The 21763-nt window shown below is 62.9% G+C and carries 18 protein-coding genes; 8 read left to right on the top strand and 10 right to left on the bottom strand.

All coding sequences use genetic code 11. The features are described 5' to 3' along the window. Window positions 1-864, bottom strand: coding sequence for a DMT family transporter (locus tag VGD45_RS23950; RefSeq protein WP_331157892.1), 864 nt, complete (start codon window positions 862-864; stop codon window positions 1-3). A 68-nt stretch (window positions 865-932) separates the two neighbouring features. Here VGD45_RS23950 and VGD45_RS23945 point away from each other — a divergent pair, with 68 nt between their 5' ends. Then, window positions 933-2369 (top strand): PLP-dependent aminotransferase family protein, encoded by a 1437-nt coding sequence (locus VGD45_RS23945; RefSeq protein WP_331157891.1) that lies wholly within the window; start codon window positions 933-935, stop codon window positions 2367-2369. A gap of 12 nt (window positions 2370-2381) precedes the next feature. Here VGD45_RS23945 and VGD45_RS23940 read toward each other — a convergent pair whose 3' ends face one another. The 3 genes from VGD45_RS23940 to VGD45_RS23930 form a co-directional block, all read right to left on the bottom strand. Continuing rightward, window positions 2382-2909 carry a hypothetical protein gene (locus tag VGD45_RS23940; RefSeq protein WP_331157890.1) on the bottom strand — a complete coding sequence of 176 codons (528 nt, stop codon included), beginning with the start codon at window positions 2907-2909 and terminating at the stop codon, window positions 2382-2384. 143 nt (window positions 2910-3052) lie between these two features. Next, window positions 3053-5251 carry a sensor histidine kinase gene (locus tag VGD45_RS23935; protein WP_331157889.1) on the bottom strand — a complete coding sequence of 733 codons (2199 nt, stop codon included), beginning with the start codon at window positions 5249-5251 and terminating at the stop codon, window positions 3053-3055. A gap of 162 nt (window positions 5252-5413) precedes the next feature. Further along, entirely contained in the window at window positions 5414-6136 is a 723-nt protein-coding gene (locus VGD45_RS23930; RefSeq protein WP_331157888.1) for a protein-L-isoaspartate(D-aspartate) O-methyltransferase, read from the bottom strand. Window positions 6137-6348: 212 nt separating this feature from the next. On the opposite strand from VGD45_RS23930, the gene VGD45_RS23925 reads away from it, so the two are divergent. Continuing rightward, window positions 6349-7440, top strand: a complete 1092-nt coding sequence (locus tag VGD45_RS23925; RefSeq protein WP_331157887.1) for a glycosyltransferase family 4 protein — start codon at window positions 6349-6351, stop codon at window positions 7438-7440. Between the two features lie 11 nt (window positions 7441-7451). On the opposite strand, the gene VGD45_RS23920 is transcribed toward VGD45_RS23925, so the two are convergent. Continuing rightward, a complete protein-coding gene (locus VGD45_RS23920; RefSeq protein WP_331157886.1) occupies window positions 7452-8015 on the bottom strand; it encodes a BON domain-containing protein in 564 nt (187 codons plus the stop codon). A 144-nt stretch (window positions 8016-8159) separates the two neighbouring features. On the opposite strand from VGD45_RS23920, the gene VGD45_RS23915 reads away from it, so the two are divergent. From VGD45_RS23915 to VGD45_RS23895, 5 genes are all read left to right on the top strand, one after another. After that, entirely contained in the window at window positions 8160-9014 is an 855-nt protein-coding gene (locus VGD45_RS23915) for a trypsin-like serine protease (protein ID WP_331157885.1), read from the top strand. A 92-nt stretch (window positions 9015-9106) separates the two neighbouring features. Continuing rightward, window positions 9107-10906 carry a DNA ligase D gene (gene ligD / locus VGD45_RS23910; protein WP_331157884.1) on the top strand — a complete coding sequence of 600 codons (1800 nt, stop codon included), beginning with the start codon at window positions 9107-9109 and terminating at the stop codon, window positions 10904-10906. A gap of 127 nt (window positions 10907-11033) precedes the next feature. Continuing rightward, entirely contained in the window at window positions 11034-11261 is a 228-nt protein-coding gene (locus tag VGD45_RS23905; protein WP_331157883.1) for a hypothetical protein, read from the top strand. Further along, window positions 11261-12043 carry a Ku protein gene (locus VGD45_RS23900; RefSeq protein WP_331157882.1) on the top strand — a complete coding sequence of 261 codons (783 nt, stop codon included), beginning with the start codon at window positions 11261-11263 and terminating at the stop codon, window positions 12041-12043. The genes VGD45_RS23905 and VGD45_RS23900 overlap by 1 nt, the downstream gene beginning before the upstream one ends. Further along, a complete protein-coding gene (locus VGD45_RS23895; protein WP_331157881.1) occupies window positions 12036-13037 on the top strand; it encodes a Ku protein in 1002 nt (333 codons plus the stop codon). Before VGD45_RS23900 ends, VGD45_RS23895 begins: the two co-directional genes overlap by 8 nt. A 109-nt stretch (window positions 13038-13146) precedes the next feature. Here VGD45_RS23895 and VGD45_RS23890 read toward each other — a convergent pair whose 3' ends face one another. From VGD45_RS23890 to VGD45_RS23880, 3 genes are all read right to left on the bottom strand, one after another. Continuing rightward, on the bottom strand, window positions 13147-13962 hold the full coding sequence (locus VGD45_RS23890) for a hypothetical protein (protein ID WP_331157880.1): 816 nt from the start codon (window positions 13960-13962) through the stop codon (window positions 13147-13149). 149 nt (window positions 13963-14111) lie between these two features. Next, window positions 14112-15233, bottom strand: coding sequence for an alanine racemase (gene alr, locus VGD45_RS23885; protein WP_331157879.1), 1122 nt, complete (start codon window positions 15231-15233; stop codon window positions 14112-14114). After that, the gene (locus tag VGD45_RS23880; protein WP_331157878.1) at window positions 15230-16531 is read right to left on the bottom strand and encodes a D-amino acid dehydrogenase; all 1302 of its coding nucleotides are present in this window, start codon (window positions 16529-16531) and stop codon (window positions 15230-15232) included. The genes alr and VGD45_RS23880 overlap by 4 nt, the downstream gene beginning before the upstream one ends. A gap of 231 nt (window positions 16532-16762) precedes the next feature. Between VGD45_RS23880 and VGD45_RS23875 the strand changes: the two genes are divergently transcribed. Further along, window positions 16763-17224 (top strand): AsnC family transcriptional regulator, encoded by a 462-nt coding sequence (locus VGD45_RS23875; protein ID WP_331157877.1) that lies wholly within the window; start codon window positions 16763-16765, stop codon window positions 17222-17224. Between the two features lie 17 nt (window positions 17225-17241). Here VGD45_RS23875 and VGD45_RS23870 read toward each other — a convergent pair whose 3' ends face one another. Together VGD45_RS23870 and VGD45_RS23865 are read right to left on the bottom strand one after the other, a co-directional pair. Continuing rightward, window positions 17242-19179 carry a serine hydrolase domain-containing protein gene (locus tag VGD45_RS23870; protein WP_331157876.1) on the bottom strand — a complete coding sequence of 646 codons (1938 nt, stop codon included), beginning with the start codon at window positions 19177-19179 and terminating at the stop codon, window positions 17242-17244. Between the two features lie 2 nt (window positions 19180-19181). Then, entirely contained in the window at window positions 19182-21722 is a 2541-nt protein-coding gene (locus VGD45_RS23865) for a TonB-dependent receptor (protein ID WP_331157875.1), read from the bottom strand. Between the last annotated feature and the right edge of the window lie 41 nt (window positions 21723-21763).

Below are 21763 nucleotides of genomic sequence, written 5' to 3'. Positions count from 1 at the left end.
TCAGGCTGCCCGACGTGCGCCAGCGACGCAGCCGACCACACCGACGGCGGTCGCGACCAGGGGCCAGGCGACGCGTTCGTGAAGCAGCGCCGCCGACAATCCGATACCCAGCAGCGGCTGTAATAGCTGTATCTGACCGACGCGGGACGCGCCGCCGATGGCCAGCGCGCGATACCAAAAGAAGAACCCGATCAGCATGGACCACAAGGCCACGTAGCCAAGGCCGAGCCAAGCCGAGGAACGCGCACTCGGCCACTGAGCCGGCCAGGTGAACAAAGCGAGCGCGAGCATGACGGGGGCGGCGACGACCAGCGCCCAGCAAATGACCTGCCAGCCTCCGAGCCGACGAGACAACACCGCGCCTTCCGCATAACCGAGCCCACAGACCACGATGGCCACCACCATCAAGGAGTCACCGACCAGAGCTCCCTCATTGCCGCCATTACTCAAAGCATAGACCGCAAGCAGCGCCGAGCCGGCAGCGGCGAACACCCAGAACGCGGGATGCGGACGCTCTCCTCCACGCGCCACCGCCCACATCGCGGTCGACAGCGGCAACAGTCCGGTGAACAACAAGCCCCGAGCCGCGCTGATCTCAGTGAGCGCAATCGCGCTGAGCAAGGGATACCCAACGACCACCGCAGCCGCCACCACGATCAGCGAACGCAGCTCGGACCGCTCCGGCCGCTCGTTTGCGAAAAAGGCCAGCGCGAGAACGGCGCCAAGCGCCGCCAGCAACGCGCGAGCCGCGGTCAGAAACATGGGCTCGAAGCCGGTGATGGCGGCCCGCGTTGCCGGCAAAGAACCGCTGAAAATCACCACCGCGATGAGGCCCAGTGTGAGCCCTTGATCTCGACTGTTCATGGCCGCGATCTTGTTGGAAGCGGCGGACAATGGCCAAGGACAGTCCAGTACGATATAAGCAAACTGTCATGGTCGAATCAGCCGAACAGTCCGAGCCCACCCTGGTGGGCCAGGTCATGCGGGTCATCCAGACGAGGATCGACCGCCGCCAGTACACGCCCGGATCTCGCATACCTTCAGTGCGCGCCATGGCGGAAACCATGAACGTTTCCAAATCCACGGTGGTGGAAGCTTATGGCCGGCTGGCGGCCGAAGGCGTCGTGCAGCCCAGGCTCGGTTCGGGTTTTTATGTGGCCGCCCCGCTCGCGCCGCTGGATCTGGCGGAGCTCAGTGCGGACACCGATCCCACCGTGGATCCGCTCTGGATGATGCGCCAGGCATTGCGAGCCGACGAAACCAGCGCTCGGCCCGGTTGCGGCTGGCTGCCTGAAAGCTGGATGCCGCACGAGACGATGCGCAAAGCTTTGCGAGCCGCCGCGCGGGACGGCAGCGGAGCGACTCTCTTTGAATATGCACCGACCCAGGGTGCGGACACGCTGCGCTCCTTGATCACGAGAAGGCTGTGGGAACAGGGCGTCGAAGCCACGCCCGAGCAGGTCATGCTGACGGACTCCTGCTCGCAGGCCATCGATCTGGTGTGCCGCTTCCTGCTCGAGCCCGGCGACACCGTCGTCGTCGACGATCCTTGTTACTTCAACTTCATGGCGCTGCTGCGAGCTCACCGCGCCAACGTGGTCAGCGTCCCCTTCACGCCGACCGGCCCCGATCTCGCGGCATTTGCCACCGTGCTGGAGACCCACAAGCCGCGCATCTACATCACCAACTCCGCCGTGCAGAATCCAACCGGTGCGAGCTTGAGCGCCACTGTCGCGCACCGTCTGTTGAAACTCACCGCGCCCCACGGACTGGTCATTGTCGAAGACGACATCTTCGGCGACTTCGAAGAACAACCGGCGCCGCGACTGGCCGCCTTCGACGGGCTGGATCGGGTGATTCGCGTCAGCAGCTTTTCCAAGACGCTGTCGGCCTCCGTCCGCTACGGCTACATCGCAGGCCGCGCCGATTGGATACGAGGGCTCGCGGATCTGCGCATGGTCACAGGCATGGGAATGAGCGCGCTCAACGCGGAGTTGTTGTCCTCCATGCTGGTCGACGGTTCATATCGACGGCACCTGGAGCGCGTGCGCGATCGCCTCGCCCGCCAGCGTCAGACCGTCAAGCTGAAGTTGGCCAAACTGGGCATCATCCCGTGGATCGAACCGACTGGCGGAATGTTTCTATGGTGCCGGCTGCCCGATGGATGTGACGCGGCCGAAGTGGCGCGCAGGGCCTTGGTGGAAAACGTCGTGCTGGCGCCAGGAAACGCCTTCAGCGCGAGCGGCGCGGCCACGAGTTATATGAGATTCAACGTGGCGCAGATGGACGGCGAGCGCGTCTACCAGGTGCTGGCGCGCGCGATGGAGAGTGGCCGGCCAGCGACGCATCTACGAACTGTGCGTCGCTGACCGGCCGATCAATCAGTTCACACGGACCATGGCCATACGTTCGGCCGGCGTGAGCTCCGATTCCAGCACGACCAGGAAGCCGGTCTCGTTCTTGATCATCGCGCTCTGTCCGCTGCGCAGCTTCTGATCGATCTTATCGGGCGTGATGTTCCACATCGCGCCGGTGGCCGGATCCACCGCCAGCATGCCGATCAGGCCGCCGATCAGCAGATTGCCCCAGTACCAGCCCGACATTTTCGGCGTCAGCTGCACTTCGGTGGTCTTGTAGCCGGCCAGTTCCAGCCGCAGCGTGTAGCTCTGGCCCGAGAAATAACCTTGCTTGGGATCGAGCTTCACCGTGCAGGGCGTCTTTTCCACCGCCACCACGTCCATCACGCCGCCGCCGCTCTTACGAATGGAAGCCGTGGCTCCCGGAGGCTGCGTGGCGATGGAAATCGACCGGTCGCCGCCGTGGACGATGGACGCGCATCCTCCCGAGAACAAGCTTGCGCCAACGATGCCCGCTGCCAGCGCGCAGCGAACTGCCTTCGACTCTCTCATGAAATGTCTCCGCCGAGTGTTAACGTCGTATGTTTTCGATCCGTCTCTTCGGCAGCCTGGCCAGTTCCCATCCCTGCCTGCAGCCACCCATGTAATTGCAGATGTTTATAGTGGCGGCCGGCACGCTAGCACCGAGCTCGGGCTCAAACTGTGCGGCGTTTGGCGGCTTCGGCACGAGCCAGCTTCAGGCTGACATAAAACGTCGCTCCCTGACCCGGCGTGGAGTCCGCCCACACCTCGCCGCCCATGCGTTGCACGGCCTTGCGGACCAGCGCCAGGCCGATGCCCGTGCCTTCGTAACCGGCGGCGTGCAGGCGATTGAAGATCTCGAAGATCTTGTCGCGATAGGCCGGGTCGAAGCCGATGCCGTTATCTCGGACCTTCAGCACGTAGCGCCCGGAGTCGAGGCAGGAATCGAACACGATGCGCGGGCGCTGGGCGCCTTTGGAGAACTTCAGCGCATTCTCGAGCAGATTGGTGAGCACGATGCGCAGGCCTTCGCTGTCCGCCAGCACCGGCGTGCGATCCAGATCCACCTGGACCTCCGCGCCCGCCTCCTCGATCGCGTCGGTCATGGTGTCGATCAGCTCCTCGACGAACTCCCGGCAGTCGATCGGCCCGAACCGTTGTTCGCGATGCTCCACCCTGGAATAGTCGAGCAGGTCGTCGATGAGCGCGGACATGCGCATCGCGCCCTGACGCGCCCTCTCGATATAACCGCGCTCCACATCGCTCAATCGCCCGCCCGCGCTTTGTTCCAGTAGCGCGCAGAAGCCGTTGATGGCGCGCAACGGCGCCTTCAAATCGTGCGCCACCGCGTACGCAAAATTTCGTGACTCGCGATAAGCGTCGGACAGCTCGCGCGTACGCTCGCCGACGTGGCCTTCGAGCGTGTCGACGAGCTCGCGATAGCGATGTTCGCTTTCACGCAGGGATTGTTCCAACTCCTTGAAGGGCGTGATGTCGACGATCGAGCCCAGCATTTTCCCCGGTCGGCCGGTGGCCTCGAGCGCGACGCAGCCCCGCGCGAGAAACCAGCGATATTCGCCATCCCGATGCCGCAACCGGTGCTCGACGGAGAACTCTCCCTCCGGCTTGCGCAAGAATCTCTCCAGGTTCCCTATGACCTCCGAGTACTCCTCCGGATGCAGCCGGTTGCTCCATTCTTCGAACCGCTCCGGCAACTCGTGCTCTTCATAGCCGAGCTGACGCTTGTACTCGCGGGAGAAGCGCACCTGGTTCGATGGAATATCCCACTCCCAAAGCCCCACGCCTCCGGCGCGCGCCGTCATTTCGACGTCGCGTTCCAATTCACGTCGCTGGGTATCCACGCCGGTGAGACGTTCCCGTGCACGGGTCAGCGCCTGCTCCGAACTATCGAGCGCCGCTCGCAGCTGCTGCCCTTGCCAGTACAACCAGGCTTCTCTCGAGGCCAGGATCGCCGAAAAAATCACGAGCACGAGCGTTCGCAGCTGGATGGTGCGGGTAGTGAGCTCTTCGGCGAGCAAGGCGGCGGACATGGCCACGCACAGCAGAAGAAACGACGGCACGATCGCCTCCACCCAGCCCTGGCTCTGGCGCATCGGAATGGAATCCTCGCGACCGCGCGAGTCGATCCTGACCTGCGCCTCGGCCGCCAGCTGATGAAGCGCGAAGGCCAGCACCCAACCGATGTTGAAATAACTGAACGCGCCATACTCGTTGACCATGATGCCGCGCGTGTACATGAGCCCGGTGACCGTCTGCACCGCGAGCGACAACGTCAGCAGCGAGTACGACGCCAGCCGGTCGCCCCAGCGATAGGACCACAGGAAATAAATCGCCACGATGAAGGCCAGTGTGATGGTCGTGTTCTCGGTCACGACGATCAGCGAGTCCATGATCGAATGGCGCATTTCGCCCAACGGCCGCGTGAAGGTGGCGATCAGCACGCCGGTGAGCGCGCACAGAATCAGGCCGAGGTTGGCGACGCGCAGCCACGTCATGCGCCGCTCCTCCTGAGTCGCGCGCAACGCGAACAGGCCGAGGATCATGAGCGGACCGAACAGCATGTAGCCGATGTCTGCGTAGCTTGGAAACGGCACCCGAATGCCGAGATACAGCTCGTAGACGTTCCACACCACCTGACCTGCGGTCCACGCGATGCAGGCCAGCGCGAATATCAACCACGCCGCACGGTCCCGTCCTTGCAGTGACAGGGCTGCGCGCATGCTGCTGATCGCCGCCAGCGCGGCGGCGATCATCCATGCGATGTCATTGACGAAGGTCGCTGTCTGGTAGCTGACCAGGTTGGTGTAAACGATCAACGTGTACAGCAGGAGCGCAGCAGCCCACGCTTTCACGAGCGGCTTGGGACCCATTGAGCTGCTGTCGTGTCGTCGGCGTTCGCTCGGCGCGTCTCCCGTGTCGCCAGGGGAGTTGGGCTCGACCGCTACCATCGCTGCCAGATCTGCTACTTGTAATGTCTTTCCACCTAGTCGTGGCGCTATACGGCGGTTCCCTCGCTAGTCGCTGTTCCTTCGCAGTGGGACGAATCGCACGGGCGCCACTACTTTCGTCGTGACTTTGCCCGTGGTGTCTTTCTCCAACACGCGCAGCTGCTGAGTAGCCGCGATTGGCCCGACCGGCACCACCATGCGTCCGCCCGATTTCAGTTGATCGATCAGCGGTTGCGGGACGTGATCGGGCGCCGCCGTGATCATGATGATGTCGAAGGGTGCGTGCTCCGGCCAGCCGGCGTAGCCGTCGCCGGCTCGAACCGTGACGTTGCGGTAACCGAGCTGGTCGAGCGCTTGTTTGGCCCGTTGCGCCAGGGCCGGCTCGATCTCGATCGTATAAACGTGCCGCACGAGCTCGGCGAGCACCGCGGCCTGATAGCCCGAGCCAGTACCTATTTCGAGGACGCGGTCGGATGAATCGGCTTCCGCCAGCTCGGTCATGAGCGCGACGATGTACGGCTGCGAAATGGTTTGACCTTCACCGATCGGCAACGGCGTGTCCCGATAGGCGTTGCGCCTTTCGGCGGCGGGGACGAATTCGTGTCGGGGCACCTTACGCATCGCGGACAGCACGCGCTCATCACGAACGCCTCGGTCAGCGATCTGTCGCATCACCATGTCGACGCGCGCTGCCGTGTACTCGGAAGCAGCGCCCGCGGCACTGGATTCGTGCGCACAAAACAAACAGAACACGATCGCTCCGCAGATCATGTAAGGAGATATCGGCATGACCCTCTCCCGAGGGCGGCATCGGGACGTTGCGGGCTGCTCCGCCCTTGCCTTAGCAACGCGGGACCCCGCCGGATAGGTTCGTAAAGCGGCCCGACATTCGTTGTTCATTGTACTTTTTACAGATACACTTTCGAGCGCGTGCAGTGTCTGCTTACTACATAAACTGGCCTGGGGAGAGCCTCCCCACCCTCGATATCGTGAGGCAAATTTTGAATCCCGCCCGTGACAGCGCGCCGACGCTGCGCGTGCTGATGTTTCCCAAGCACGGCGATAATCCTTATCTGCGCAGCCTGGCGGAACGTCTCGAACGTCGCGGCGTCCAGGTAGAGGATTTCAGTTTCCGACGGGCGCTCGGGCAGCGTTACGACGTCTTCCACATCCATTGGCCCGACCTGCATCTGCACGCCCGCTCCACGTTGCGCACTGTCGTGAAGCACGCGCGGCTCGCGCTGATGTTTGCCCTGCTTCGCTGGCGCAAGACGCGCATCGTATGGACCATACATAACCTCAAGCCGCACGAACGCCATCGACGGGTCGGCGAGCTGTTGTTCCCAATCTGGTTTCCTCGCCTGTGTACCCACGTCATCGCGCTCACCTCGCACGGATTGGAGTCGGCGCGGGCGATGTATCCGGCCTTACGAACCAAAACGGCAGCGGTGATTCCGCACGGACATTATCGCGATGCCTATGGCCAGCCCCTGGGGCGCACCCATTGCCGTGACCAGCTGGGGATCGGACATCGATTTACGTTCGTATTTTTCGGCAACATCCGCCCTTATAAAAATGTGCCGCGCCTGATCGAGGCGTTTCGCGCCCTGCCCTCCCGCGACGTGCAGCTCGTCATCGCTGGCCAGCCGGGCCACATGATGAATATCGAGGAGCTGAAACAACTCGCCGCGGGCGACGACCGCATCCATCTGCGGCTGCAATTCGTGTCCGAGGATCAGGTGCCGCTCTATATCGGTGCGTCCGACGTGGTGGCCCTGCCGTTCGAAAACATTCTCAATTCGGGTAGCGTGTTTCTCGCCCTATCGTTCAACCGCGCGGTGCTGGCGCCACGGCTCGGCTCGCTCCCGGAGATCCAAAGTCACGTCGGCGCCCGTTGGGTGAACCTCTACGACGGTCCGCTGACGACCGAGCATCTGGCGCGAGTGTTGAGCGCCGGAGACGGTGGCGAACACGAAACCGTCGATCTGAGCTATTACGACTGGGATTCGATCGGGCAGCAAACCCTGGACTGCTATCTCACTCGCACCTCGAGGCCGGAGCCCTTGCCCAGCCCGCTGCCCGATACGCCCTGAAAACGGTCGAGCTAGCGCTCGACTCGCAGCCGATTGTGTACCGTCGTCACTCCGCCGCACGACTCGACGACATCTTCAACTCGCCATTTGGTTTGCCGGTCGCGCACGCTGCCGGTCAACGTGACCTCGCCATTGCGCACCTCGACGGAGATCTCGCTGGCGTCGATGTGCGCGTCCTCGGTCAGTCGATCGCAAACCTGTTCGGTCAGGCGCTGATCGGTGCGTGTGTAACCTTTCGGCCCCCGCCCACGAAAGCTTTGTAGATCCGCCCAGCTTTGCCGCCCTTCTCGCAACTCGCCAAACGAGCGCACCTTGCCATAGATGCGGTTGTCGGGATGACGCTCTGGAGCAAAGCGGCCTACAGGATAGCCGGGACGTAACGCGCTCGGCGGCAGCGGCTCCTGCTCGCGACTGTATCCACCGCTGCCGAAATCGCGACGTGAATACTCGTCGCCGGGCCCGTAATAAGCGTCACTGTATTCACTCGTTTCCTGCGGTCGGTACTCTCCTACTTCGACGCCGCGCTCGCCCGCGCGTCCGCCGCGTCCCTTATCGAATACAACATTGCGTGGCATGTCGTTCCTCCTCGATGGCAGTAGCAGATATCAGGCCAACGCGGCGCGGCCGCCGAGGTTTCGCGAGTTCGGGAAACTCTAGTTGCACGCTGTTCGTTGCGGAATCACATTGGTAATCAACCAATACTCACGGGGAGAATTGCCATGCGCTTCATCGGTTTGCTGGCGAGTTTGCTGCTCGTTCTCATTGGAGCTCAGCCGGCGCACGCGATCACCGGGCGGTTCGTGAAGGACTTCGAGCATCCGTTCGTCGGCCTGGCAGTGTTTTACGATGACGAAGGCGAGTTCATCGGGCGTTGTTCGGGCTCGCTGCTCTCGCCCACTTTGTTTCTGACCGCCGGACATTGCATCGAAGGCGCGGACAGCGCGCGCGTCTACTTCCAGCAGGACGCCGGCGCTCACTTCGATCCGGTGACCGAGCTGGATCCGGTCACGGGTTATCCGGAAACCTGCCTCACTCAACCCTGCACCACCTCCAGCGAGTTGATCAGCTACGGCTATCCGGCCGGCTTCCCGAACACTCGCGACGCCGCGCTGCTGATCCTGGACGACCCCATCATATTGAGTGAGTACGGCGTGCTCGCCGCGGCGGGCTCGCTGGATGAGCTCGCGACTCGTCGCGGCCGCCAGGCCATCACTTTCACGGTCAGCGGGTACGGATTGAGCTACATCAACCCGGCCAAAACCGAGTCGTTCCGCGAACGTTTGATGGCGACCTCGCAACTGGTCAATCTGCGCAGCGCCCTGACGGGCGGCTTCAACCTGCAGACGACCAACAACGTGGGCATCGGGGGCGGCACCTGCTTCGGCGACTCCGGCGGCCCGGTGTTCTATGGCGGCACCAGCTCCAACATCATCGTCGGCGTCACTTCCTTCGGCCTGTCCAGCCAGGTCTGCGCCGGCGTCGATTTCGCCTATCGCACCGACCAGGAAGAGCTGATCGAGTTCATTCTCGCCAATGTGCCCGCAGGCGAGTCGGTGACCATCGTCGAGATTTAACTGCGTTCGCAGGCTCCTGACCCGCCGCCCAGGTCGGAACCGACCTGGGCGGTTTCTCATTGCATTGCCATCAGTCCCCGTTCCAGGGCTTCATGGCTCGAGCTTCGCGCACCCTCGCCAATATCCCTGGCGCGCGTCGGACCGCGATGCCCGGCTTCATCGCGCCGTGTCTTGCAACGCTGGCGGACGAAGTTCCATCTCGCGGGCAGTGGTGTCACGAAATCAAGTTCGACGGGTATCGTGTGCAGGCTCATCTCGCGCACGATCGCTGGAAGCTGTTCACACGCCGGGGCTACGACTGGACCGCGCGCTTCGCGGGAATATCTCAGGCACTGCGAGCCATCGGCAGTAAGTCCGCTATTCTGGATGGCGAAGTGATCGTGCAGGCGCCGACGGGCCGCTCTGATTTTCGCCTGCTGCAAGCCGATCTCGCCTCCGGCCGCGCGGACCGGCTCGCCTACTGCGCCTTCGACTTGTTATATCTGGACGGCTACGACCTGCGCGACGCCGCTCTGAAACATCGGCGCAAGCTGCTGCAAGAGCTGCTCGGCAAGCAGCAGCCCCGCCTGTTGTTCAGCGACGCCATCGAATCCAACCCCGACGAGCTGTTACAACTCGTGTGCCGGATGGAGCTGGAAGGCATCGTCAGCAAACAGCTCGACGCGCCCTATCGATCGAAACGCCAGACGACCTGGCTCAAGATCAAATGTCACAACAGCGACGCGTTCCCAATCGTCGCGTTCGTGGAGAAACTCGGCGCGCGGCCGCGCCGGATCGCTTCGTTGTATCTCGGACGGTACGAGCAGGACCGGCTGCTCTATGCCGGTAAGGCGCAGACGGGATTCACCATGCAGGAAATGGTGGATCTGCGTGAGCAGCTCGATCCATACATCAGCGCCAGGTCGCCGCTCTCCGTCGCCGTCAAGAAACCCAAAGCCACCTGGGTAGAACCCGAGCTGCAAGCCGAGATCGAGTTCAGCACGTACACGACGGACGGGCTGTTGCGGGCGCCTGTCTACAAGGGGCTCCGCGACGATCTTGCAGGCACTCAAACTGCGCGCGCACCGAAGCGGGCCATCGCGCGAAGCTCTCAAAAGCAACGCACTGTCCCGCGCGAGAACATACTGCAGTTACTTCCTGATGCCGTGGCTCCCGACGTTGCGGAGCTCACTGAATACTGGACTCGCGTCCACAAGCGCGCGTTGCGCTATCTCGCGCATCGGCCCCTCAAGCTGGTTCGACGCGTAGGCGGGAAAATTTTTTATCACAAGGGCCCGCTCCCTCCCATTCCTGAAGCCGTGCATCAGTTGAAGATCCGCAAGCGCGAAGCCGGCGAAGGCACTCGCGTGTGGGTCGACGACCTGGCCGGCCTGATCGGCCTGGTGGAAATGGACGTGGTCGAAGTGCATCCGTGGAATGCGCAAGTCGACGACATCGAGCACGCCGACGTCATGGTGTTCGATCTCGATCCCGGCCCCGGCGTCGCGTGGAGCTTCGTGGTGGACTCCGCTTTCACACTGCGCGAGCTGCTCGAACAACACGGCTACGAGGACAGCTGGCCCAAGCTGACCGGCGGCAAAGGCATGCATGTGATGACGCCCCTGCACAGTCGCATGACGCACGACGCAGCTCACAAGCAGAGCCGACGTTTGTCGGAATTGCTGATCAGCACCGACCCCGCTCGCTACACCATCACTGCCTCACCGACTGCCCGCAAAGGAAGGCTGTTCGTGGACTATCTGCGCAACGGTCGCGGCACCACCGCAGTGGGTACATTCTCCCCGCGCGCGAAACCCGGATTTCCCATTGCCGCGCCGGTCAGTTGGGCGGATGTGGAGCGCGGCATGCGCCCTGACGAATTCACGACGAGCAAGCCACCGCGCGGACGTTAGAACAAACGTCGCGAGTCTTGTACGAAATCCGCTGAATGTAGTTTCGGCACGGTCGTTCGCTACGAGAGGCGGGAACAGGCGACGCGGTACCTTCGTTTTCCTACAGCCCCCGCCCGCGAGGAAATCCATGCCAAAAGCTCCATCCAAGTCTGCCGCTCCCGCTACTCTCGGCCCGTGGTGGCTCATGGACGGCGACGAAGAATGCCCCGCCTGCGGCCAGCTCTATATTTACGAGCTGGAGTTCCGCTGTCCCGAATGCGACGTGATGAGTTGCATTCATTGCCGGCGGCGTCATTCCGATGGCCGCTGGGTCTGCGTGTCGTGCGCCGAGAACTCGAATCAGGAGGGACGATAATGGCGGCCCGAGCCATCTGGAAAGGCGAAATTCCGCTCGGCAAGCAGCACGTCGGGGTGAAGTTCTATTCGGCGATCGAAGATCGCAGCGTGCATTTTCATCTGCTGCACGAAAAGGATCGCGCGCCGGTGGAACAGCACATCGTTCGCAAAGACACCGGCGAGGACGTGCCCAGGGAAGAAATGCGTAAGGCGTACGCGGTCGGCCCCAACACTGCCGTCATTCTCCAACCGGACGAAATCGAAAAGCTCGTGCCGCCGGAGTCGCGCCAGATCGAGGTGCTGAGATTCGTGCCGCCCGATGCACTGGGCGATCAGTGGTATGAGCGTCCCTACTATCTCGGGCCGGACGGCGATGAAGATGCGTACTTCGCCTTTGGCGAAGCGTTATCTCGCAAGGAAGTCATCGGCATCTCGCGCTGGGTCATGCGCAAGAAACGTTATCTCGGCGCCATCAGCGTCGTCGACGGTTATTTGATCATGACGACCCTGCGTCGCGCCGAACAGGTCCTGAGCTTCTCCGGCATCGAGCCGGCGAAGTCAGCGACTCCGCAAGCCAACGAGTTCAAGCTCGCGGAGCAGTTGGTGAAATCCATCGAGGCGGATTTCGATCCGCAACAGTGGCAGAACGAATATCGCGAGCGTCTGTGCAAGCTCATCGAAGCGAAGGCCCGCGGCGAGAAGATCAAACCCGTGCGCGCGAAGAAGAAACGCGCCGAGGGCAGCCTCGCCGACAGCCTGAAAGCCAGCCTCGCCGCCGCCAAGGAGAAGAAAGTTGCCTAGGAGCAAACGCAAGCGCGAACCCGAAGCGCAGGAAGAGCAGGAACGCGGCGGCGCCAGCGTGCGCTCGCTCTGGTCCGGCACGATTACCTTCGGCCTGGTCAGCATTCCGGTGGATCTGCTGACCGCCGTCCGTCCGCGCCAGACCGCGATGAAGCTGGTCGATACCGAAGGTCATGCGCTCGGGCGCGAATATCATTGTTCCAAGGAGGAGAAGCGGCTCGACTACGACGACCTGGTGCGGGGCTACGAGACGGATGACGGCAAAATGGTCGTGATCACGGACGAAGAGTTCGAATCCGTCGCGCCGGAAATGTCGGCCGACATCGAATTGCGCAGCTTCGTGCCACTGGAGCAGATTCCGGCGCTTTACTTCCAGAAGCCCTACTTCCTCGCGCCGGCCGGGAAATCCGCGAAGGCGTATGTGCTGCTGGCCGCGACTATGGAGCGCACCGGGCGCGTCGCCATCGGCAGCTTCGTCATGCGCGGTCACGAATATCTCGTCGCCATCGTTCCAGACAACGGCGTGCTACGCGCGGACACACTGCGTTATGCCGATGAGATTCGCACGCCGGAGACGATCGGTCTGCCCAAGCGCGGCAAGGTGGCCGCGGCGAAAGCGACTCAATTCTCCAAAGCCATCGAGGATCTCACCCATAAAGAGATCAAGGTCTCCGAGCTCGAGGACCGCGAAGCGAAAGAACTGCAGGCGCTGGTCGAGTCCAAACAAGAAGACCGCGACGATGTGATTCATCCCAAGGGCGCCGAAGCCGCCGAGGACACGGAAGCTGGCGAAGGCGCGAAGATCATTGATCTCATGGAAGTGCTGCGAAAGAGCCTGTCCAAGAACGCCGTCGTGACGACCGCCGGCGGCGGCGAGCCGATCAACCTCGCAGAACGGCGCGCTCAGCGCGACGCTCGCGCCGGCGCGGCCAAGAAAAAATCGGCTGCTAAAGCTAAACGGAAAGCGCCGCGCAAGAAGGCACGGCGCGGATAACGGGCCGCTGCACTATCTGCGGCCCGATCACCGCCGCCGGCGGCACGTCCGCCGGCGGCGCTTTCAAAATTGCCGTAAAAGTCCGAGGCCCTGATGGAGAAATCAGTGCTCAATCACGCACCGGCTCTCCAGTGGCTGCGCGCAGCACACGCTTCTCCGCTCGTCTACGCCCGACCATCGCACCCACGATCGCTGCCGCAAGCGATATCACCATGGCGGCAAACGTCGTCCATGCGGTCTTGGTCGCAGTGTCTTGCGCGCGCTCTGCCATGGCTGGCAGTTGCTGACGAGCGCGTTCCATCAAGTCCCGGGTGCCCTCGCGAACTTCGATCGCGGCCTGCTCTGGATTGTTCCGACTGGCCTCCACGCGCTGGGCCAGGCTGCTCAATCTCGAACGCACCTCTTGCTCCGGCATGCCGGTCGCGCCCGCGATGGTTCGGGCGATCTGTGGATCGTTCAGCCGCGCGAGCATTCGATCCACATCGCCGGACGACAGATCTTCGACGCCGGCAACAGAACTAATGGTCTGCGTGACGCCGCCAAACACATTCGAGATGCCGCCGGCCACGAGCCGCACTCCGCTGCTCGCGAGCCACAGGACGATCAGAAAGCTCAGCACCCAGACCAACGCGCCTTCGAATGCGCCCGCGGCTTTGTCGAACACCAGGCCCAGGCGTGTGGCGGCCATGCCGCCGACGAATAACGCGATCAACAGCGATAGCGCGGACCAGATCGCGGCGCCTGTGCCGATCGCTTCAGCGTTGCCCTCTCCGGGATCCGCAGCGGAAATTCCAACGGCGATGCCGAGCGTCGTCAGGAACAACAACGTTCCCATGACCGTCAGCACACCGGCCCAGATGCCACCCCAGGACAGACGAAATCCCTCCAGCGGGACCTCGACGTGCTCATTGACTACAGTAGCCATATCTCACTCCCGCCTAATGACGTTGCACAAATGCATTCGTGCAATGAGCCGTCGACGGACTAGTTCCTCGAAGCGTCTGCTAAATGCGACGCGTGGAGCCAATCGTCAGCGGACTTCCGGGGCAGTGTGGGATTTGCTGGCGGGGCGTGTCAGCCTGTCCTCGCGTGTGGCCACGCCAGGATCTCGGGATGATCTTTCGAATCCTCGGCGTCGATATAAACCCGTGGCGCGCGGCGCACCGAGCACAGCAACTCGTAGGGGCTGCGGCCGGAAGCGCGTCCGACGGCGGCGACCGGAATGTTTCGTCCCCACAACTCGACCGTGCTGCCAAGGCCGGCCTCGGGGAGCGATGTGAGATCCACAGTCAGCATGTCCATCGACACCCGACCGATCAGTGTCGTCGCGCGACCATCGACAGCCACCGGCGTACCGTTGATCGCAGTTTGCGGATAACCGTCGGCATAGCCGGCACACACGAGTCCCACTCGCGTGCGCTTCGACGCGACGAAGGTAGCGCCGTATCCGAGCGACTCGCCCGCTTCGAGCGTGCGAATTGCAAAGACGCTGCTCTCGAACGTCATGGCGGGTTGCAGCTCCGGCACATCGACGCCGTGAGTCGTCGCTCCGTACAACATCAGTCCCGGTCGTGCCCAATCGCGGCGTGCGGCTGGCGACGTGAGCAAGCCCGCCGAGTTGGACAAGCTACGCTCGCCTTCCAGCGTCGCTGTCGCGCGGTCGAACAATTCGATCTGATGAGCGGTCATCGGCTCGCCGGGTTCGTCGGCGCGCGCGAAGTGCGTCATCAGCGTGATCGAGCTGACCTTTCCGGTGCTCAACAGCCGCTCGTGCGCACGAACCGCATCGGCGCTCTTGAAGCCGGCGCGGCTCATGCCCGTATCGATCTTCAACCAGACATTGAAACGCGCCGTGGTCGGGGCTTCCTGCAGCAGGCGAATCTGCTCGTCGTGATGAACGACCAGCCACACATCGAGCTGCTGGGCGAGTTTCATCTCGCCCACGTTGAAAACGCCTTCCAGCACCAGGATGGGATTGCGCACTCCGCCTTCGCGCAACGTCCGGGCCTCATCGAGGAACGCGACTGCGAAGCCGTCGACGACCGATGCAAGTGCGCGAGCGCAGGCGACTGACCCGTGGCCATAAGCGTCGGCTTTGACCACCGCCAACGCACGACCGCCGTGCACGCCACGCGCGTAAAGATAATTCGCGCGCACCGCCGCCACATCGATACGAACCCGAGTAGGACGCGTCACGCTGCATCCTCTCCGTGTACCAGCGGCTGACGGGAAGTGTTCGCCTTCTGGTAACGAGATACATCGAGACCGTCCGTGCGAATCTCCGGTCGATAGCCGGTGACCTGATCCGCGATGAGCCGGCCGGAGCCGCACGCCATCGTCCAGCCGAGGGTGCCGTGACCGGTGTTGATGAACAGATTGCGATATTCGCTGCCGCCCACGATGGGCGTGCTATCCGGGGTCATGGGCCGCAGGCCCGACCAGAACTGCGCCTGATTCAGCGCGCCCGCACCAGGGAACAGATCGTTCACCACCAGCTCGAGCGTCTTGCGACGTTGTGGCAGCAAACGTTTGTCGAAACCGGACAGTTCGGCCATGCCGCCCACACGAATGCGATTGTCGAAGCGCGTGACCGCCACTTTGTAAGTCTCATCCAGCACGGTCGAGACCGGAGCCGCTGCATCGCTCACGACGGGCAAGGTCAGCGAGTAACCTTTCACCGGATACACCGGCAGGTCGATGCCGAGCGGCAATGCCAATGCGCGCGAGTAGCTTCCGCACGCGAGCACGAACGCGTCGGCCGTGAGTTGTTCGTCGCCGAGGCGCGCGCTGACGATGCGACCGCCGCGCGCTTCGAAGCCGCTGACTTCACGATTCAGTCGGAAGGTCACGCCCGCCTGCGACGCTGCATGAGCCAGTCGCTGCGTGAACAGATGGCAGTCGCCCGTTTCATCGTTCGGCAATCGCAGACCGCCAGTCAACTTGCCATGCACCCGTCCGAGCGCAGGCTCCGCCGATGCGAGCTGGCGTGCGTCGAGCAGTTCGTAAGGCACGTTGCAACGTTCGAGCACGGCGATGTCTTGACGGGCCGCTTCGAACTGCTGCTTGGTTCGGAACAACTGCAGCGTGCCGCCGGTCCGCTGCTCGTATTGAATGCCGGTGTCGGCGCGCAGTGCTCGCAGACAGTCACGGCTGTATTCGGCGAGACGGAGCATGCGCTCCTTGTTGATGGCGTAGCGCTCGGGCGAGCAGTTCATGAGCATTTCCGCCATCCACTTGAGCTGGTGGAGGCTGCCGTCCGGTCGGATCGACAGCGGCGCATGCTTCTGGAACATCCAGCGCAAGGCTTTCATAGGAATGCCGGGCGCGGCCCAGGGCGTCGAGTATCCCGGCGAGACCTGGCCCGCGTTCGCGTAGCTCGTCTCGGAGGCGACGGCGCTTTGACGATCGACCAGCGTGACCTGCGCTCCCCTGCGTGCCAGATACCAGGCGCTGCAGACGCCGATGACGCCACCACCCACTACGACCACATGCATGAACACTTCACCCCTGAACCGTTCGACGGGGTCATTGTAGGGAGAGGCCGGCAGTGACTTTCTTCGAAGAGTTGCGTTTGGCAGCGGTTTCCCCTGCCATGCCCTGGGCCGGAGCGTTTCGGCCAGTGAAAATCACTGCCCGTGACGGAAGTCTCAGTCGATAACGCTGGCAACCGCGGGTGTCAGCCCTTAGCCTATGCGCCGGCTCCATTGCACATATCGCAAGCCTTCATGCAGCAGCTGGATCGCATCGACCGCAAGATTCTGGACGTCCTCCAACGCGACGGCCGGATTTCCATCACCGACCTCGCCGAACAAGTGGGCCTGTCCGCCACCCCCTGCGCCGACCGCGTGCGCCGGTTGGAACGCACCGGCGCCATCACCGGCTACCACGCTCGCGTGTCGCCGAAGGCGCTGGGCCGGAACCTGCTGGTGTTCCTCGAGATCAAGCTGGCGGCGAAATCGGACGAGGTGTTCGAGAAGATCAAAAGCGAGCTGCAGCGGCTCCCCGACGTGATGGAGTGCCACCTGGTCTCGGGCGACTTCGATTACCTGATCAAGGCCCGCATCCCGGACATGCAGGACTATCGCGCCCTGCTCGGCGACATCCTGCAACGTCTCCCCGCCTCCGCCCAGTCCCGCAGCTACGTGGTGATGGAGGAGATCAAGGAGACGTTGTATCTGCCGACCTGAGCGCGCTCGCCAGCGTTTTAGTAATTCACACCGGACGTGATGACGTTGTAGGCAACGGCCACCCAGAGGCTTACTGCCATCGCCAAACACATCGACACAGCCCAGGCTTTCGCGAACCAGCGTTGTTGACCACGCAGCGTGCGCACCGCATGCCGGGCGCTTGCGACGATGCCGCCGAAAACGACGATGATCGACAGTGCATGCAGTGTCCAAAGCCAGCCATCGAGTTTCGCAGAAAGGTTGGCGAGATCCGATATCATGTTTCCAATCGTCGCCGCCCACGCGAACCACATGAGCACGGTCGCGATCGAGGCGATTCGCAGCCAGCGATGCGCCTTCGCATCTTCAGCCGCTCGCGTATTCGGCACACCGAAATGTCGACGCGCCAGCGCACTCGCCGGCCACGCAATCGCTGTTGCGAGCATCAAGATCAAGGCCGCGAGGAACGTGGGGCGTAGCCAACTGCCCTTCCAGGCCGGCGGCCGCTCGAACGTCATGAAGGGAGAGACTTCGTCGAAGGAGAAACGAGTGACCGCGCCGTCACGCACTTCGGCCGACAACAACCGTTCGCTGCCGTCCAGCTGCCACACGAACGTATCGACCTCGCGCCAGCGGCGCGGCTCGCCCGAGCCATTGCGAATCATCGATACGCCGATGGTGCCGTCGCCAAAGTCAACGACCTCGATCCCGCCTGCAAGAGTGAGCAAGCTCATGAAGCTCGACTCGGAACGACGCGAGCTCGAGTAGGACCCCGCGATGAGCTGTGCATGCTCGCGCGCCGTGTGCCCATCGATACCCGGCCCGGCACGCCAACCCGGCACAGGCAAGTAGCGGTCTGCAAATTTTTCGAACAGCTCGATGCGTGTGTCGATCGCCGCGATGCCTTTCCCCATGCTGTTGAACCCGACGAACAGGCCGACGCCGTCGTCGATGTACAGCCGCAAATCGCTGTGGAACCACTGCGTGTCGCCGCCATGCGCGATGACACGCCGTCCCTTGTAGTTCGCTTCCCAGAAACCCAGGAGCATGCGATCCAGTCGCGGCAAAACGGTCAGCGGTGTGGAATGCATTTGTGCGGCCGTTTGCGGCTGAAGTATCGCGACATCCCCCAGGCGACCCTGCTGGAGATGCGCGACCATGAACTTTGCGAGGTCGCTGGCCGGCGTCGACAACGCGCCCGCCGGCGCGAGCGCGATAATCTCGAACGGCTGCTCGGGTGTTGAAGCCGTGCGATAGCCCTTCGCCATCCTGCTTCGAAGAACCTCGGGCAGCGGCTGCTGAAAAGTGGAATCGGTCATGCCCAGCGGATCGAGCACATGCGTCTGCAGGTACTCGTTGAAAGGCACGCCGGACACTCGCTGCACGATGTAACCCGCGAGCGCCGTTCCGTAGTTCGAGTAAGCAGGCGTCGTGCCAGGCGCGAAGATGCGTTCCGGTATCCAGTCTTTCAGCAGCTCTTCGAACGGACGCGCATTGACGGGATCGTAGGTCAGCGCGTCCTTCGCCTGCTCTTCGAAGCCCGGCGTGTGAGTCATCAGGTCACGCACCGTGATGGGCTTGCCCTCGCGCTCCGGGATGTGGAAGTCGAGATACGAATTCACATCCGCATCGAGCGTGACCTCACCCCGCTCGACCAGTTGCATGAGCGCCGTCCAGGTAAACAACTTGGATACCGAGCCCACACGCAGCAGCGTGCGCTCGGGGTCCATGGGTTCGCGCTTAGCGACATCGCTGTAGCCGTACCCTCGTCGAGTGAGGACGGTGCCGTCCTTAACCACCAGCACGACCGCGCCCGCGATATCCCCTTGCTGAAGCGCGAATGGCATGAAGCCGTCGAGCCACGCATCGACATCGGGTTTGGTCAACGCGGGAGGAGCGGCATCCGCAAGCGCCGTCGTTTGCCCGGCGCACAGCAGGACCGCCGCGCAGGCGGCCCCTCGCAACAAAGCAAACACGGTCAGAAGCTCACGTCGACGCTGAGGCCGAGCGTCCTTGGCTGCAATATGCTGACGTTGGCCGGGCCGCCCGCGACCGAAGTGCCGGTCAGCGACGAGAGTTGGGCGCGCTCGTTGCCGACGTTCTTGCAATAGAGCTGGACACGCGCGCCGCCGAGTGTCACGCCAGTTCGAACATCGAACGCCGCGTAGTCCGGCAGCTCGTACTGTGGCATGCCCATCGCCTGATCGAAGCTCGCAGTACGTTCGGCCACATAGCGCAGGGTCGTGCCGGCGAACGCCTCGTAGCTGCCCAATCCGAAACGATAGTCGGCCGACAGCGCCGCGGTGAACTCCGGTGCATCGGGCAACGACTCGCCCTTCACGCCGCCCAGATCCGGCGCGTCCTCGGTCAACTCGGCGTTGGTGTAGCCGAAGGCTCCGACGATGGTCAGGTCCGCCATCGGCAACGCAGTCACGGTCAGTTCCGCGCCCTGGCTTCTCGCCTTCGCCGCGTTGGCGATCAAACCGAGGCCATTGCGGATCGCGGTGATCTGCATGTCGTCCCATTCGATGTGATAAATCGCCAGATCGGCGTTGACGCGACGATCGGGGCCCGAGACCTTGATGCCCGCTTCATAACTGGTGAGCTTGTCGGAATCGAACGTCGGGTCCGCCAGGGGCCGACCATCCAAACCGTTCAACACCGCGTTCGGGCCGCCCGGCCGATAACCCGTCGCGAAGCGCAGGTACGGCATGACGTTGTCGCTGACGCGATAACGAACGTTCGCGAGATAGGTGAGCACGCTGTCGCTGGACCGGCGCTCCGGCACGACGCCGATCAGCAATCCGGAGCCGAGCTGCGCCTGCCCTTGCGAGTTATGTGCGTAACGCACGCCGCCGGTCAGGTCGAGCTTGTCGGTGAGGTGAAACGTGAGATTGCCGAAGCCGGCGTACTCTTCGTAGCGGCTCGGAAGGTCTGCAGTGAGCAAGTTCACTGGCGACAGCGCGCCACTCGGATCGTAGGGCAGCAGCTTCTGCAACTGGGAGCTGTCTTCGTCCGTGTAGAACGCGCCGACCAGCCAATCCACCACCGACCCGGTTGCAGATAATCGTATCTCCTGCGTGAACTTGTCCGTATCCGCATTCCTAATCAAACCGATCGCGCTGAACACGCCCGGGCCGCCGAACGCCGGCACATACAGCGCCGAGAAATCCGTGATCGCATCGCTGCGTACGGTCTGATAGCTGCTGATCGAGGTCAGCGTCGCGAAGTCGAACGCGTATTTCACGGTGGCGCTGGCCAACCGGAAGCTTTGCTCGAACGGCTCGGCCAACACACGACGTTGTTCGAGCTCGCCATCGATGGGCCGTCCCGACAGCCGGCCGAAGTCCGCCGCGATCGAACCGTCACGCTCCACCTCCTGCGCGAACGCCACCAGACGCACCGACAGCCGGTCGTTCGGCGTCACTAGGAAATCGACGCGGCCGCCGTACATATCGGCCTGGTCCACGTCGTCCTCATCGAGCGCGAGATTGTCGATGTAGCCGCCGTTGTGCGTGTAGAACCCACCCAAGCGCAGCGCTGCCTTGTCCTCGACCAACGGCACGTTGACCGCGCTCGACGCGTCGTAGCCGACGCCGCCGTCCTCCGTGCTCGAAACATTCGCTCGCATCGTTCCGCTGAAGGCGCTGGTGTTGGGAACGTTGGTCACGTACTTCAATAATCCGCCCATGGTGCTAGCGCCGTACAGCGTGCCTTGCGGGCCGCGCAGAATTTCGATGCGGCTCATGTCGAACAAGCCGACATCGAGCGCCAGCTGCGCACTGTTCGTGAATGCCGTGCTCGATCCATACGGCACGTCGTCGACATAGATACCCACGGTCGGCGACACGTTGTAGCCACTAGTGATGCCGCGCAGATTGACCTGCGTCTGCCCCACGCCGCTGCTGGTGAAATTCAGGCTCGGCACCGTGTTGGCGAAATCCACGAACTGCGTAGCGCCGAGCGCCTGCAGCTCGCGCCCCGACATCGCCGTGATCGACATGGGAATGTCGCGCAAACGTTCTTCGACCTTCTGCGCGGTGACGATGATCTCTTCGAGGCCGATTCCGGCCTCCGTCGGTCCTGCAGCCGCACTCGGCGCGACACTCTGTTCGACTTGAGCCAGCCGCAACGTCTGCTCGGCGCGTGCGATTTCAACCTGTCCCGGCCCGGGCGTTGCCGCGCCAGTCTTCTGCGACAGGTCTTGCGGAGAAACGACGATGTACGCGCGCTCGTTCAACGGCCGATAAGTCAGTCCGCTCGGTCCGAGCAGCTCTCGCAACGCCTGGTCCATCGAGTACGCGCCATTCAAGGGACCCACGATTGCGTCGCCCTGCACCGCGTCGCTGAAACGCATGATCTGCAAGCCGGTCTGTTGCGCCAGATCCTTGAGCGCCACATCCAGTGTCTGTCTTGGGATGTGCAGATTGTGTCGCACGATGGCCGCATTCGATTCCGCGGCCATGGAAATACTCACCAACCCGAGACACGCTGCCGTCGCCGCCACGCCGATGCGCATGATCGCTCTCCCCGCTGTTATAAAACTCGAATGAGTGGGCG

The organism is Steroidobacter sp., assembly GCF_036402275.1.
Classification (GTDB): Bacteria; Pseudomonadota; Gammaproteobacteria; order Steroidobacterales; family Steroidobacteraceae; genus Steroidobacter.
The sequence above is the reverse complement of the archived record's forward strand: the minus strand, read 5'-3'. Positions and strand labels throughout refer to the sequence as shown.